This window comes from Pseudomonas nitroreducens (assembly GCF_024170165.1).
Classification (GTDB): Bacteria; Pseudomonadota; Gammaproteobacteria; order Pseudomonadales; family Pseudomonadaceae; genus Pseudomonas; species Pseudomonas nitroreducens_C.
Genome location: NZ_JALJXP010000003.1, coordinates 215,920 through 229,069, shown reverse-complemented (window position 1 = coordinate 229,069; position 13,150 = coordinate 215,920). Strand labels below are relative to the sequence as shown.

Annotated in this window: 14 protein-coding genes; 10 read left to right on the top strand and 4 right to left on the bottom strand. The window is 66.8% G+C overall.

Annotated elements, in window-relative coordinates; all coding sequences use genetic code 11:
- The 5 genes from J2T47_RS08140 to J2T47_RS08120 all read left to right on the top strand — a co-directional run bounded on the left by J2T47_RS08140 (nucleotide 1) and on the right by J2T47_RS08120 (nucleotide 4,615).
- The gene (locus J2T47_RS08140; RefSeq protein WP_253445116.1) at nucleotides 1–1,449 is read left to right on the top strand and encodes a cobyric acid synthase; all 1,449 of its coding nucleotides are present in this window, start codon (nucleotides 1–3) and stop codon (nucleotides 1,447–1,449) included.
- A 193-nt stretch (nucleotides 1,450–1,642) separates the two neighbouring features.
- Entirely contained in the window at nucleotides 1,643–2,164 is a 522-nt protein-coding gene (gene cobU / locus J2T47_RS08135; protein WP_253444474.1) for a bifunctional adenosylcobinamide kinase/adenosylcobinamide-phosphate guanylyltransferase, read from the top strand.
- Nucleotides 2,161–3,216 (top strand): nicotinate-nucleotide--dimethylbenzimidazole phosphoribosyltransferase, encoded by a 1,056-nt coding sequence (gene cobT, locus J2T47_RS08130; protein ID WP_253444471.1) that lies wholly within the window; start codon nucleotides 2,161–2,163, stop codon nucleotides 3,214–3,216. The genes cobU and cobT overlap by 4 nt, the downstream gene beginning before the upstream one ends.
- On the top strand, nucleotides 3,213–3,800 hold the full coding sequence (gene cobC / locus J2T47_RS08125; RefSeq protein WP_253444468.1) for an alpha-ribazole phosphatase family protein: 588 nt from the start codon (nucleotides 3,213–3,215) through the stop codon (nucleotides 3,798–3,800). The genes cobT and cobC overlap by 4 nt, the downstream gene beginning before the upstream one ends.
- Nucleotides 3,801–3,892: 92 nt before the next feature.
- Nucleotides 3,893–4,615 carry an adenosylcobinamide-GDP ribazoletransferase gene (locus J2T47_RS08120; protein ID WP_253445114.1) on the top strand — a complete coding sequence of 241 codons (723 nt, stop codon included), beginning with the start codon at nucleotides 3,893–3,895 and terminating at the stop codon, nucleotides 4,613–4,615.
- 276 nt (nucleotides 4,616–4,891) lie between these two features.
- Here J2T47_RS08120 and J2T47_RS08115 read toward each other — a convergent pair whose 3' ends face one another.
- Entirely contained in the window at nucleotides 4,892–6,712 is a 1,821-nt protein-coding gene (locus J2T47_RS08115; RefSeq protein ID WP_253444465.1) for an acyl-CoA dehydrogenase C-terminal domain-containing protein, read from the bottom strand.
- 190 nt (nucleotides 6,713–6,902) lie between these two features.
- Between J2T47_RS08115 and J2T47_RS08110 the strand changes: the two genes are divergently transcribed.
- The 5 genes from J2T47_RS08110 to J2T47_RS08095 all read left to right on the top strand — a co-directional run bounded on the left by J2T47_RS08110 (nucleotide 6,903) and on the right by J2T47_RS08095 (nucleotide 10,421).
- Nucleotides 6,903–7,319 carry a MarR family winged helix-turn-helix transcriptional regulator gene (locus J2T47_RS08110; protein WP_253444461.1) on the top strand — a complete coding sequence of 139 codons (417 nt, stop codon included), beginning with the start codon at nucleotides 6,903–6,905 and terminating at the stop codon, nucleotides 7,317–7,319.
- 74 nt (nucleotides 7,320–7,393) lie between these two features.
- On the top strand, nucleotides 7,394–8,587 hold the full coding sequence (locus J2T47_RS08105) for an MFS transporter (protein WP_253445111.1): 1,194 nt from the start codon (nucleotides 7,394–7,396) through the stop codon (nucleotides 8,585–8,587).
- Nucleotides 8,584–8,706: a hypothetical protein gene (locus J2T47_RS29195; RefSeq protein WP_255302887.1), complete on the top strand. Its 123-nt coding sequence runs from the start codon at nucleotides 8,584–8,586 to the stop codon at nucleotides 8,704–8,706. The genes J2T47_RS08105 and J2T47_RS29195 overlap by 4 nt, the downstream gene beginning before the upstream one ends.
- 48 nt (nucleotides 8,707–8,754) lie before the next feature.
- The gene (locus J2T47_RS08100) at nucleotides 8,755–9,312 is read left to right on the top strand and encodes a glutathione peroxidase (protein ID WP_192224069.1); all 558 of its coding nucleotides are present in this window, start codon (nucleotides 8,755–8,757) and stop codon (nucleotides 9,310–9,312) included.
- Between the two features lie 170 nt (nucleotides 9,313–9,482).
- Nucleotides 9,483–10,421: a DUF2167 domain-containing protein gene (locus J2T47_RS08095; protein WP_253444458.1), complete on the top strand. Its 939-nt coding sequence runs from the start codon at nucleotides 9,483–9,485 to the stop codon at nucleotides 10,419–10,421.
- A gap of 248 nt (nucleotides 10,422–10,669) precedes the next feature.
- Here the strand turns inward: J2T47_RS08095 and J2T47_RS08090 are convergent, their stop codons facing one another.
- From J2T47_RS08090 to purM, 3 genes are read right to left on the bottom strand one after another with little or no spacing between them, the layout of a single operon-like run.
- A complete protein-coding gene (locus J2T47_RS08090) occupies nucleotides 10,670–11,386 on the bottom strand; it encodes a DUF3108 domain-containing protein (protein WP_081520136.1) in 717 nt (238 codons plus the stop codon).
- 10 nt (nucleotides 11,387–11,396) lie between these two features.
- A complete protein-coding gene (purN, locus tag J2T47_RS08085) occupies nucleotides 11,397–12,047 on the bottom strand; it encodes a phosphoribosylglycinamide formyltransferase (protein ID WP_253444455.1) in 651 nt (216 codons plus the stop codon).
- Nucleotides 12,047–13,108, bottom strand: coding sequence for a phosphoribosylformylglycinamidine cyclo-ligase (gene purM, locus J2T47_RS08080; protein WP_253444452.1), 1,062 nt, complete (start codon nucleotides 13,106–13,108; stop codon nucleotides 12,047–12,049). The genes purN and purM overlap by 1 nt, the downstream gene beginning before the upstream one ends.
- Between the last annotated feature and the right edge of the window lie 42 nt (nucleotides 13,109–13,150).

The following is a 13,150-nucleotide window of genomic DNA, read 5'->3' as shown; positions in this document are numbered from 1 at the left end:
ATGGTGCAAGGCACCACTTCGGATGCCGGCAAGAGCACCCTGGTGACCGCGCTGTGCCGCTGGCTGATTCGCCAGGGCGTGGCAGTGGTGCCGTTCAAGCCGCAGAACATGGCGCTGAACAGCGCGGTGACCGCCGACGGTGGCGAAATTGGCCGCGCCCAGGCGGTGCAGGCACAGGCCTGCCACCTGGCGCCGCACACCGACATGAACCCGGTGCTGCTCAAGCCCAACAGCGACACCGGCGCTCAGGTGATCATCCATGGCCGCGCGGTGACCAGCATGAACGCCGTGGCCTACCACGACTACAAGCGCGTCGCGATGCAGGCCGTGCTCGAATCCCACCAGCGCCTCAGCGCTCAGTACCCGGTGGTGATGGTGGAGGGCGCGGGGTCGCCGGCGGAGATCAACCTGCGCGCCAACGACATTGCCAACATGGGCTTCGCCGAGGCGGTGGACTGCCCGGTGATCCTGATCGCCGACATCGATCGCGGCGGCGTATTCGCCCATCTGGTCGGTACGCTGGAGCTGCTCTCCGAGAGCGAAAGGGCGCGGGTGAAGGGCTTCGTCATCAACCGTTTCCGCGGCGACATCGCGTTGCTGCAGAACGGCCTCGACTGGCTGGAAGAGCGTACCGGCGTGCCGGTGCTCGGCGTGCTGCCGTACCTGATGGACTTCCACCTGGAAGCCGAGGACGCCATCGATACCCGCCAGGCCGCCAAGACCGGCGAGCGCCTGCGCGTGGTGGTGCCGGTGCTGCCGCGCATCAGCAACCACACTGACTTCGATCCGCTGCGTCTGCACCCGCAGGTGGAGCTGACCTTCGTCGGCCCTGGCCAGCCGATCCCGCCGGCGGACCTGATCATCCTGCCCGGCTCCAAGAGCGTGCGCCCGGACCTGGCGTTTCTCCGCGCCCAGGGCTGGGAAGAGGCGATCCGCCGTCACCTGCGCTACGGCGGCAGGCTGCTGGGCATCTGTGGCGGCTTGCAGATGCTCGGCCGCACCCTGGCCGACCCGCACGGCCTGGAAGGTGCGGCGGGGGAGAGCGACGGTCTCGGCCTGCTGGATTTCCGTACGGTGCTGGAGCCGCAGAAGCAACTGCGCAATGTCAGTGGCCAACTGGCGCTGGAAGATGCTCCGGTGAGTGGTTACGAGATTCACGCCGGCGTCACCGAAGGCCCGGCGTTGGCGAATCCCGCCGTGCGTCTGGGCGATGGCCGCAGCGACGGTGCCTTGAGTGCCGATGGCCAGGTGATGGGGACCTACCTCCACGGGCTGTTCGAGTCCAGCGCTTGCAGCTCGGCGCTGCTGCGCTGGGCCGGGCTGAGCCAGGTGCAGAGCATCGATTACCACGCCCTGCGTGAGCGCGACATCGAGCGCCTGGCCGATCAGGTCGAGGCGCATCTGGATACGGAAAAACTGAGAGCGCTGTGCGGACTGCAGAGCGCATGACCTTTCGCGGTTATCCGCTGTTTCTTCCTGCCAATGTTTCGGCGGATAACGCTTGGAGCGTTATGCGCCCTACGCGGGCGTCGGCTCTTCGTAGGACCGAGGGGGACGCCCCAATCCTTGCTCGCGAACCGCATGACACCGGCGTTCGGCGAGATTGTTCGCGAGCAAGCTCGCTCCTACAGATGGGGAACCCATGCTTGAACTGATCCTCGGCGGCGCCCGCTCGGGCAAGAGCCGTCTGGCCGAGCGCCTGGCGCTGGAAAGCGGCCTGCCGGTCACCTACGTCGCCACGGCCCAGGCCGGCGACGGCGAGATGTCCACGCGCATCCTCCAGCACCGCGAGCGCCGCCCTGAGCACTGGGGGCTGGTGGAAGAGCCGCTGGCCCTGGCCGATGCGCTGGAGCGCCTGGCGGCGCCGCAGCACTGCGTGCTGGTGGACTGCCTGACCCTGTGGGTGACCAACCTGCTGCTCCATGAAGACGGCTGGCGCCTGCGCGGCGAGATCGACGCGCTGCTGGAAGTGCTGCCGCAACTGCCCGGGAGAATCCTCCTGGTCAGCAACGAAACCGGGCTGGGCGTGGTGCCGATGGGCGAGCTCAGCCGCCGGTATGTCGACGAGGCCGGCTGGCTGCACCAGTCCCTGGCCGAGGTCAGCGAGCGCGTGGTGTTCACCGTCGCCGGCCTGCCCATGGTGTTGAAAGGGGAAGCGTTATGAGTCTGCAATGGTGGCTGCAAGGTACCCAGCCGATCGACCGTGTGGCGCAGGGCAAGGCCGCGGCGCGCCAGGATCAGTTGACCAAGCCGCGCGGCGCGCTGGGCCGGCTGGAGGAGGAAACCATCCGCCTGGCCGGCTTGCAGGGCCGCGAGCGGCCAAGCCTGGAGCACATCTGGATCGCCCTGTTCGCCGGCGACCACGGTGTGGTCGCGGAAGGCGTGTCGGCCTATCCGCAGGCGGTGACCGTCGAGATGCTGCGCAACTTCGTGCGCGGCGGTGCGGCGATCAGCGTGCTGGCCCGCGACCTTGATGCACGCCTGGAGGTTATCGACCTGGGCACCGCCACGCCGTTGGAACCGCTGCCGGGTGTGCTGCATGTGATGGTCGGCGCCGGGACCGCGAACTTCACCAAAGAGCCGGCGATGACCGCCGCGCAGTGCCTGATTGCGCTGGAAGCCGGCCGCGAATCCGTGCGCCGCGCGCAGCAGGGCGGTGCGGAGTTGTTCATCGGTGGCGAAATGGGCATCGGTAATACCAGCTCCGCGGCGGCTCTGGCCTGCGCCCTGCTGGACGAACCGGCGCAGGCGCTGGTTGGCCCAGGTACCGGGCTGGATTCGCAGGGCGTTGCACGCAAGGTCGAGGTGATCGACCGTGCGCTGGCGCTGCATCGAGCCCACTGCGACGAGCCCTTCGAGGCGCTCTGTCGCCTCGGCGGCTTCGAGATCGCCGCGCTGGTCGGCGCCTATCTGGCCTGTGCGCAGAAGGGCATTCCGGCGCTGGTGGATGGTTTCATCTGCACCACTGCGGCGTTGTGCGCCACACACCTGAATCCCGGCTGCCGCGACTGGCTGCTGTTCGCCCACGCCGGCGCCGAGCCGGGGCACAACCGTGTGCTGTCAGCCCTCGACGCGCAACCGCTGCTCGACCTCGGTCTGCGCCTGGGTGAAGGCAGCGGCGCGGCGCTGGCCGTGCCGCTGCTGCGCCAGGCTTGCCGGTTGCACAGCGGCATGGCGACCTTTGCCGAGGCTGCGGTATCGGACCGCCCCGCATGACGCTGCGCCTTGAGCTGCTGCGTCACGGTGAGACCGAGCGCGGCGGTGGCTTCCGTGGCCGCCTGGACGATGCGCTGACCGAGACCGGTTGGGCGCAGATGCGCGGGGCGCTGGGCGATGAGTGCCGCTGGTCGGCGCTGGTCAGCTCGCCGCTCCAGCGTTGCGCGGCTTTCGCCGAAGAACTGGCGGCGCGTCATGTGCTGCCATTGGGCTTCGAGCCAGGCCTGCAGGAGTTGGACTTCGGCCAGTGGGAAGGCATTTCGCCAGCTACGCTGATGGAAAGCGATGCCGCGGCGCTGGAGCGTTTCTGGAGCGACCCCTATGCCTTCCCGCCGCCCGGTGGCGAGGCCATGGGCGACTTCGAATTCCGCGTCTTCGCGGCGCTGGAACGCCTCTACCAGACCCATGCCGGGTCGTCCGTGCTGGTCGTCACTCACGGCGGGGTCATGCGCCTGTTCGGCGCGCTGGCCAGCGGCCTGCCGGCAAGGCGTCTGCTGGAGGTGGTGGTGGCCCACGGCGAATGCATGGCGCTGGACGTGACCCGCGACGGCGATGGCTGGCGCATCCAAAAGGCAGGCAACTGATGAACGAGCCGCAGCGGGACCGCGAGCAAGAGACACCCGGGCCTGCCGAGCAGAGCGGGGAGCATCCGCACGCCGCCCATCTCAGCGATTGGCTGCTGCCGCTGGTAGCGTTGCAGTTCCTTACCCGCCTGCCGGTGCGCCTGGGGCACATGCCGACGCCGCAGCAGTTCGGCCGCGCCACGCTGTACTACCCGCTGGTGGGCTTGCTGATCGGTGCCGTGCTGTTTGCCATGGGCGAGTTGCTCAGTGGCGTGCACCTGCTGCTGCAGGCGGCGCTGATCCTGCTGGTGTGGGTGGCCTTCACCGGTGCCCTGCACCTCGATGGCCTGGCTGATACGGCGGACGCCTGGATCGGCGGCCTGGGTGATCGCGAGCGCACCCTGGCGATCATGAAAGACCCGCGCTGCGGCCCGGCAGCGGTGGTCGCGCTGGTGCTCCTGCTGCTGCTGAAGTTTGCGGCGATCACCGCCATTCTCGGCAATCACCAGCACTGGGGCCTGCTGCTGGCGCCCTGGCTGGGGCGCTGCGCGTTGCCGCTGCTGTTCTTCACCACCGACTATGCGCGCAAGGGCGGACTGGGCCTGGCGCTGGCCGATCACCTGCCGCGCGGCGCAATGCCGTGGATGCTGGCGGCCAACGCGGCGCTGATGGTGCTGGCAGGGCTTACCGGCCTGCTGGCGCTGGTGGTCGCGCTGGTGGTGTTCGTCTGGCTGCGCAGCCGCTTCATCGCCCGCCTGGGTGGCACCACCGGGGATACCGCCGGGGCGATGCTGGAAATCATCGAGTGCGCCGTGCTGGTGGCGCTGGCGCTCTGATCTCGCCGTCAGTGTTCCTTATGCAGGTGCAACTGCCTTTTTCTGAAAGTCCGTGCCCGGGCTTTCCCTCTCCCCCCGCCCTCTCCCTGAAGGGAGAGGGAGCCGATTGTAACGGCTGATACCTTGGTTTCATCCTGTTCCAAACGGTCCCCTCTCCCTTCAGGGAGAGGGGCAGGGAGAGGGCGGGCCCCCGTGCAGAATGTCATGTGGCAGCAAGCGGGCCATGCCCGCGATCGCGCGCATGGCGCGCTCCTGCAAGGTCAGGCTCGCTGCCCGTCAATCGAAGGCGAAATGCTCCGTCTTCAGCCCCATGATCGACCGCACCGGCTTCGCCATCGCCGCCGCATGGCTCTTGGCGCGCGGCAGCAGGCGGGCGAAGTAGAAGTCGCTGGTGGCGATCTTGGCCTTGTAGAAGTCGCTCGACTCGCTGCCGCCCTGGCGCAGGCGTTTGCGCGCGGCAGCTTCCTGCAGCGCCCAGGAATACGCCAGCGCGGCATAGCCGGAGAACATCAGGTAGTCGTGGCTGGCGGTGCTCACCAGGTCGCGCTGCTTGCGGGCGGTGAGGGCGATGCGCATCGTCAGCAGGTTCCACTGCGCGCAGAGCTTGAGCAGGGTGAGTGCGCGGCCGCGCATGGCCGGTTCCTGCTTGAGCAACTCGACGGCGAACTTTGCCACCTGCCGGGTGAAGTCGCGTACGGCCTTGCCCTGGGTCATCAGCAGCACCTTGCGGCCGAGCAGGTCCAGCGCCTGGATGCCGGTGGTGCCCTCGTAGAGCGTGGCGATCCGCGCGTCGCGGACGATCTGCTCCATGCCGTGTTCCTTGATGTAGCCGTGGCCGCCGAACACCTGCATGCCGAGGTTGGCGCTCTCCAGGCCCAACTCGGTCAGGCAGCCCTTGAGGATCGGGGTGAGGAAGCCGAGCTTGTCGTCCCAGCGGTCGTACTCCGCGTTGTCGTTGGTCAGCAGGCCCTGGATCATCTTGTCGGCGTACTGCGTGGCCAGGTAGATCAGCGCGCGGCCGCCTTCGGCCACGGCTTTCTGGGTCAGCAGCATGCGGCGCACGTCGCCGTGGTGCATCAGGCTGTCGGCGATTTCGCCCGGTTCCTTGGTGCCGGAGAGAGCACGCATCGAACGACGCTCGCGGGCATAGGCCAGCGCGCCCTGGTAGGCCAGTTCGGCGGTGGCGACGCCCTGGATGGCGGTGCCGATGCGCGCGCTGTTCATGAAGGTGAACATGCACTCCAGGCCCTTGTTCGGCTCGCCGATCAGGTAGCCGGTGGCGCCGTCGAAGTTCATCACGCAGGTCGCCGAGGCCTTGATGCCCATCTTCTTTTCCAGCGCACCGCAGGTCACGCCGTTGCGCGGGCCGAGGGCACCGGCCTCTCCTGCGAGGAATTTCGGCACGATGAACAGCGAAATGCCGCGCGTGCCCTTGGGCGCATCCGGCAGGCGCGCGAGGACGATGTGGACGATGTTCTCCGTTAGGTCGTGCTCGCCGGAGGAGATGAAGATCTTCGTGCCGGTGATCGCGTAGCTGCCGTCGGCGTTGGTTTCTGCGCGGGTCTTCACCTGGCCCAGGTCGGTGCCGCACTGCGGTTCGGTCAGGCACATGGTGCCGCCCCAGCGGCCTTCGGTAAGCGGGGTGAGGTAGGTGTGTTTCTGTTCCTCGGTGCCGTGCTGCATCACGGTGTTCATGGCGCCCAGCGACAGGCCCGGGTACATGGAAAACGGCCAGTTGGCGGTGCCGAGCATCTCCTGCTTGAGCGCGCCCAGGCTCATCGGCAGGCCCTGGCCGCCGTACTCCACCGGGTGCGACAGGCCCTGCCAGCCGCCGGCGACATAGGCGTCGTAGGCCTCCTTGAAGCCCGTGGGCGTGCGTACTTCGCCGTTCTCCAGGTGGCAGCCTTCCTCGTCGCCGCTGTGGTAGAGCGGGGCGATAACTTCCTCGCAGAGCTTCGCGCATTCGCCGAGGATGGCATCGACCATGTCCGGCGTGGCGTCGCCGCCGTTGACCAGGTTCTGGTAGTGGCGGGGGAAGTCGAAGACTTCGTTGAGCAGGAAGCGGGTGTCGCGCAGCGGAGCTTTGTAGACGGGCATCGGGGACCTCGGACGTGCTGCGCCCCGTCGAAAGCGCGGGGCTGGATGGCCGCAGTTATACGGCCGGGGCGCGGTGGTGCCCTTGGCTGCGCCAACGGCAAGCACCGGCATTTGGGACAATTGGCCAGTTGGGACAATCGGTCGCGCCGGCCATTGACCGAGTGGGAGTTGCGGGTATATACACGCATTCATGCTGACGACCCAATGCCTCTGCACCAAGCTGCGCCGCTCGGCCCGTGCCGTGACCCGCGTCTACGACGATGCCCTGAAGGGCGTCGGGCTGACCACTGCACAATTCTCCCTGCTGCGGCACCTGTCGCGGCTTGAGCAGCCGAGCATCTCCGAACTGGCCGAGGCCATGGGCCTGGACCGCAGCACCCTGGGGCGCAACCTCAAGCCGCTGGAGGCCGATGGCCTGGTGAAGCTGGAGGAGGGCGACGATCTGCGCAACCGCATCGTGGCGCTGACAACGGCGGGCCTGGAGCGCATCGAGCGTGGCGGTGATGCCTGGGATGCGGCGCAGCAGAATGTGGCGGCGCACCTGGGAGATGACAAGCGCCGTCAGCTGGAAGCCTTGCTGGATGAACTGGCCGCGCTGGAGAGCTAGCGGCGGCCTGCGTGCTGTTTAGAAGAACGAACAAAAGCGGGCATATACCCGCGCAGGAGTAACCGATGTCGAAGCTGTCGCGCACAGGGTTCTGGATACTGCTATCCGGCGCCCTGATCCTCGCCCTGTCCCTGGGCATCCGCCATGGCTTCGGCCTGTTCCTCGCGCCGATGAGCGCCGAATTCGGCTGGGGACGCGAGACCTTCGCCTTCGCCATCGCCCTGCAGAACCTGATCTGGGGTATCGCCCAACCGTTCACCGGGGCCATCGCCGACCGCTTCGGCGCCATGCGCACCGTGCTGGTGGGCGGCATCCTCTATGCTGTCGGCCTGGTGCTGATGGGCTATTCCGACTCGGCCTTCAGCCTGTCGATGAGCGCTGGCCTGCTGATCGGTGTCGGCCTCTCGGGTACCTCGTTCTCGGTGATCCTCGGCGCCGTTGGCCGCGCGGTACCGCTGGAGCGCCGCAGCATGGCCATGGGCATCTCCGCGGCGGCCGGCTCCTTTGGCCAGTTCGCCATGCTGCCGGGTACCCTCGGGCTGATCGGCTGGCTCGGCTGGTCGGCCGCGCTGTTGGCGCTGGGCCTGCTGGTCGCCCTCATCGTGCCGCTGGCGACGCTGATGCGTGACAAGCCGCTGCCCTTGCAGGGCCACGAACAGACGCTCGGCGAGGCGCTGCGCGAGGCGGCCGGGCATTCGGGGTTCTGGCTGCTGTCGCTGGGCTTCTTCGTCTGCGGCTTCCAGGTGGTGTTCATCGGCGTGCACCTGCCGGCCTACCTGGTGGATCGCCATCTGCCCGCCACCGTCGGCACCACGGTGCTGGCGCTGGTGGGGCTGTTCAACGTGTTCGGCACCTACTTCGCCGGCTGGCTCGGCGGGCGGATGAGCAAGCCCCGGCTGCTGACCGGCCTCTACCTGTTGCGCGCGGTGGTGATAGTCGCCTTCATCTGGGCGCCGCTGAGCGTCTGGACGGCCTACGCGTTCGGCATCGCCATGGGCCTGCTCTGGCTGTCCACGGTGCCACTCACCAACGGTACGGTCGCCACGCTGTTCGGCGTGCGCAACCTCTCGATGCTCGGCGGCATCACCTTCCTCTTCCACCAGATCGGCGCCTTCCTCGGCGGCTGGCTGGGCGGCTACGTGTATGACCACACCGGCAACTACGACCTGGTCTGGCAGGTTTCCATCCTCCTCAGCCTGCTGGCCGGCCTGCTCAACTGGCCGGTGCGCGAGCGCCCGGTCGAGCGCCCCGCACTGGGGGCCGCGTGAAACGCCCGGTGGTGATCGCACTGGTGCTGGGCCTCGGCCTGGCGCTGGCCGGGCTTGCCTGGTGGGGCTGGCAGCGTGGCGGGCTGGCGCTGATGCAACTGGGCATGGGCAGTTGCTGATGCCCGGCGCGCGGGGTAGCGTGGCCTGATCACCGGAGGATTCCCACGATGCGTCCACGTCTTTCCCTGCTCGCCCTGACCCTGCTGCTGCCGATGGCCGCGCAGGCCGCCGACTGCCCGGCGCTGCTCAAGACCCAGGGCGAACTGCCCAAGCTGCGCTCCAAGGACAGCCTCGATCTCTGCGAGCTGTACGCCGGCAAGCCGCTGCTGGTGGTGAACACCGCCAGCCACTGCGGCTTCACCCCGCAGTTCAAGGGTCTCGAGGCCGTCTACCAGCAGTACAAGGGACAGGGCCTGGAAGTGCTCGGCGTGCCCTCCGATGACTTCAAGCAGGAAGACGCCGATGCCGCCGAGACCGCCAAGGTCTGCTACGGCAATTACGGCGTGACCTTCAACATGACCTCGGTGCAGCACGTCAGCGGCGACGAGGCCATCCCGCTGTTCAAGGACCTCGCCCAGCAGGCCGACCAGGTGCCGCGCTGGAACTTCTTCAAGTACGTCGTGGACCGCCAGGGCAAGGTGGTGGCCCAGTTTTCCAGCCTGACCAAACCGGACGATCCGCAGCTGCAGGCGGCGATCGAGAAGGCTATCGCCAGCCAGCCCTGAGGCGTAGCAGCGCGCGATGAAGCCGGGCCCATGCCCGGCTTTTCCTTGCGCCAGAGCGGGCGGAAGTGAAATTTCCTGTTACAGGTTCGACGCTGGAGTGCGACAATTCGGGCCCGGCGGCACAGCAATTGGCCGTCGATGTCATGGATACGATTCAGGAGATTCACCCTATGGATGGCAAAGCCCTCTTCCTCGTCGCCCTGCTTGCACAGGCTGTCGCCGCCCCGGCGTTCGCCGCTCCCGCCACTTCCAACCAGAGCGAAGCCCCCGCGGCTGCCGCTGCTCCCGCTGCCGCCGCCGAGTCGGACGAGGAGATGTCGCCCGAGACCTTCGTCGCCAGCCTGCACTTCCAGAAGGGCAAGGTGGTGGTCGGCGATAACCTCGCGACCTTCGACCTGCCGGACAACTTCGTCTTCCTCGACGGCAAGGATGCCGAGCGCGTCCTCGAAGCCTGGGGCAACCCGCCCAACGACGAGCCGCCCCTGGGCATGCTGATGCCGGCCGGCGTGTCGCCCTTCGCTGCCGAATCCTGGGCAGTGACCGTGCAGTACGAGGAAAGCGGCTACGTCTCTGACGAGGACGCGGCGAAAATCGACTATGCCGAGATGCTCAAGGACATGCAGGACGACCTCAAGGAGGCCAATCCGCAGCGTGAACAGCAGGGCTTCGAAGCGATCCAGCTGATCGGCTGGGCTGCGCCGCCGCGCTATGATGCCGCGGAGAAGAAGCTGTACTGGGCCAAGGAGCTGCAGTTCGGCGACGCCAAGGAGCACACCCTGAACTACAACATCCGCGCGCTGGGCCGCAAAGGTGTGCTGGTGCTGAACTTTGTCGCGGGCATGGAGCAACTGCCGGAAATCGAGAAGAACGTCAGCAAGGTGCTGGCGATGACCGAGTTCAACCCGGGCAGCCGCTATGTCGACTTCAACCCCAGTGTCGACAAGGTCGCCGCCTATGGCCTGGGCGCGCTGATCGCCGGCAAGGTTGCCGCCAAGGTCGGCCTGTTCGCCACCCTGCTGGTGCTGCTGAAGAAGTTGTGGATTCTGCCGGCCCTGGCCATTGGCTGGATCGCCCGCCGCTTCAAGCGCAAGCCGTCGAACGAGGGCTGATCGCAGCTCTCGTTCTCCAGGCAAGGAAAAGCCGGGCGATGCCCGGCTTTTCTATCGGCCGCTCACTGCGGCATACGGCTCTTCGTAGGAGCGAGCTTGCTCGCGAACATTGTTTCCGCCGGCATCGGTGCCAGGCGGTTCGCGAGCAATAACGATGGCGTCCCCCTAGCTCCACAGGTCCTGCGCCACGAGTGGTGCAGAAATGAAAAAGCCGGGCATTTGCCCGGCTTTTCTTTTGCGCTGAAGGATCAGCCTTTCTCGCCCTGAACGGCCTTGCCGCCCACGGTGCCTTCCTTGAGCATGATCTGATATTCCTTGCCGTCGGACTCCTGCTGGTACAGGCGCACGAGGAGGAAGTCCCAATCCTTGGCGAACCAGAGGATGGTCTTGCGGTTGCTCTTGGTGGGGTCGCGCACGCGCTCCACCTTGATCGCGGTGATCAGCCCGGCCTGGGTGCGGACCTTCTCTTCGCCGAGCACGCGGAAGTCGTAGGTATCGGTATCGGTACCCTCGATCACCTGGTAGCTCATGGCCTTCTTGCCGACGGCCACGTCATGCTGCAGCGCGAGCTGGTAGGTGGATTTGTCCAGCTGGCCCTTGTTCAGCGGCTGGCGCACCTGGTCGCCACGGTCGCTGCCCAGTACCTGCTTCTCGGCCCAGTCGAAATCGAGCTCGGTCTGCTTGTTCTTGCCCAGGCCTTCGCGGGCCCAGCGGTAGGTCAGCGGCAGGTAGGTGTCGTTCTCGACCTTGAACGTGCTGGTCTCGGTGAGGCTGGCGAGCAGCATGGACGCCTTGAAGTCCAGTTCCCAGCGGCCGCCGTCGCCTTGCTTGAGGCTGCGGGAAGCGGTCCCGCTGATCGGCATCTGTTTCCAGTCGGCGGTGTAGCTGGCCTCGAACGGCTTCAGCTCGAAAGCCTGGGCCGGCAGGGTCAGTACAGCCATCAGGAACAGCAGGGCTCTACGCATCACGAATCTCCTAGGTTCGGTACGAATGGCCGGATGCGGGCAGAAGTTCCCCATCCAGCGTGGCGCCATGTTCACCCAGCCTGACTCGGCCTTCGGCGAACCAGCGCATGGCCAGCGGATAGATCACATGTTCCTGCACGTGAACGCGCTGCGCCAGCGTTTCCGGCGTGTCGTCAGACTCTACCGGGATTGCCGCCTGTACGACCAGTGGGCCGCCATCAAGTTCCTCGGTGACGAAGTGCACGCTGCAGCCGTGCTCGGCATCGCCAGCCTCCAGCGCACGCTGGTGGGTGTGCAGGCCTTTGTACTTGGGCAACAGGGACGGATGGATGTTCAGCAGGCGACCCTGGTAGTGACGCACGAAGTCCGCGCTGAGGATGCGCATGAAGCCGGCGAGCAGCACCAGGTCTGCGTCGAGGCCGTCGATGGCCTGGATCAGTGCAGCGTCGAAGCTTTCGCGGTCGGCGTAGGACTTGTGGTCGAGGAAGCGCGTCTCGATGTTGGCCTGGCGCGCACGCTCCAGGCCGTAGGCGTCCGCGCGGTTGGAGATCACCGCGCGGATCACCGCCGGCGTGTCAGCGCCGGCGAGACTGTCGATCAGGGCTTGCAGGTTGCTGCCGGAGCCGGAAATCAGCACCACGACATTGCAAGGTGTGGACATCAGTGGCCTTTCAGGTTGTTCAGGACCACGCGCTCGGCGTCGGCGGCGCAAGCATCGATGCGGCCGATGACCCACGGCTGTTCGCCGGCGTCACGCAGGGCTTTCAGGGAAACTTCCACCTGATCCTGGGCGACGCAGATGACCATGCCCACGCCGCAGTTCAGCACGCGGTGCATTTCGGTCTCGTCGACGTTGCCTTTTTCCTGCAGCCAGTCGAAGACCGCCGGGCGCTGCCAGCTGGCCACGTCAACCACGGCCTGGGCGTTGTCCGGCAGGACGCGCGGGATGTTGTCCAGCAGGCCGCCGCCGGTAATGTGGGCCATGGCCTTGACCGCGCCGGTCTGTTTGATCAGCTGCAGCAGCGGCTTCACGTAGATGCGGGTCGGGGCCATCAGCAGGTCGGCCAGGGGCTCGCCGTTCAGCTGGGTGGATTCGATGTCGGCACCGGAGACCTCGATGATCTTGCGGATCAGCGAGTAGCCGTTGGAGTGCGGGCCGGAGGAGGGCAGGGCGATCAGAGCGTCGCCGGCGACCACTTTCGAGCCGTCGATGATCTCGGACTTCTCCACCACGCCGACGCAGAAACCGGCCAGGTCGTAGTCTTCGCCTTCGTACATGCCCGGCATCTCGGCGGTTTCACCACCGACCAGGGAGCAACCGGCCAGCTCGCAGCCGGCGCCGATGCCGGTGACCACGGTGGCGGCCACGTCGACGTTGAGCTTGCCGGTGGCGTAGTAGTCGAGGAAGAACAGCGGCTCGGCGCCGCACACGACCAGGTCGTTGACGCACATGGCGACCAGGTCCTGGCCGATGCTGTCGTGCTTGTTCAGGTTCAGCGCCAGGCGCAGCTTGGTGCCGACACCGTCGGTACCGGAGACCAGTACGGGCTGCTTGTAACCGGCCGGGATCTCGCACAGAGCGCCAAAGCCACCCAGGCCGCCCATGACTTCCGGACGCGCGGTGCGCTTGGCGACGCCTTTGATGCGTTCGACCAGGGCTTCGCCGGCGTCGATGTCCACACCGGCGTCCTTGTAGCTCAACGAGGGTTGCTTGTTGCTCATAAATCCAGGCCTATAGAAGGGATGATTCGTCTTGCCGCCGGG

What these genes read in the sequence shown, in the direction of transcription:
- J2T47_RS08140 (WP_253445116.1), top strand. Translation starts at nt 1, where the DNA reads ATGGTGCAAGGCACCACTTCGGATGCCGGCAAGAGCACCCTGGTGACC.
- cobU (WP_253444474.1), top strand. Translation starts at nt 1,643, where the DNA reads ATGCTTGAACTGATCCTCGGCGGCGCCCGCTCGGGCAAGAGCCGTCTG.
- cobT (WP_253444471.1), top strand. Translation starts at nt 2,161, where the DNA reads ATGAGTCTGCAATGGTGGCTGCAAGGTACCCAGCCGATCGACCGTGTG.
- cobC (WP_253444468.1), top strand. Translation starts at nt 3,213, where the DNA reads ATGACGCTGCGCCTTGAGCTGCTGCGTCACGGTGAGACCGAGCGCGGC.
- J2T47_RS08115 (WP_253444465.1), bottom strand. Translation starts at nt 6,712, where the DNA reads ATGCCCGTCTACAAAGCTCCGCTGCGCGACACCCGCTTCCTGCTCAAC.
- J2T47_RS08110 (WP_253444461.1), top strand. Translation starts at nt 6,903, where the DNA reads ATGCTGACGACCCAATGCCTCTGCACCAAGCTGCGCCGCTCGGCCCGT.
- J2T47_RS08100 (WP_192224069.1), top strand. Translation starts at nt 8,755, where the DNA reads ATGCGTCCACGTCTTTCCCTGCTCGCCCTGACCCTGCTGCTGCCGATG.
- J2T47_RS08095 (WP_253444458.1), top strand. Translation starts at nt 9,483, where the DNA reads ATGGATGGCAAAGCCCTCTTCCTCGTCGCCCTGCTTGCACAGGCTGTC.
- J2T47_RS08090 (WP_081520136.1), bottom strand. Translation starts at nt 11,386, where the DNA reads ATGCGTAGAGCCCTGCTGTTCCTGATGGCTGTACTGACCCTGCCGGCC.
- purN (WP_253444455.1), bottom strand. Translation starts at nt 12,047, where the DNA reads ATGTCCACACCTTGCAATGTCGTGGTGCTGATTTCCGGCTCCGGCAGC.
- purM (WP_253444452.1), bottom strand. Translation starts at nt 13,108, where the DNA reads ATGAGCAACAAGCAACCCTCGTTGAGCTACAAGGACGCCGGTGTGGAC.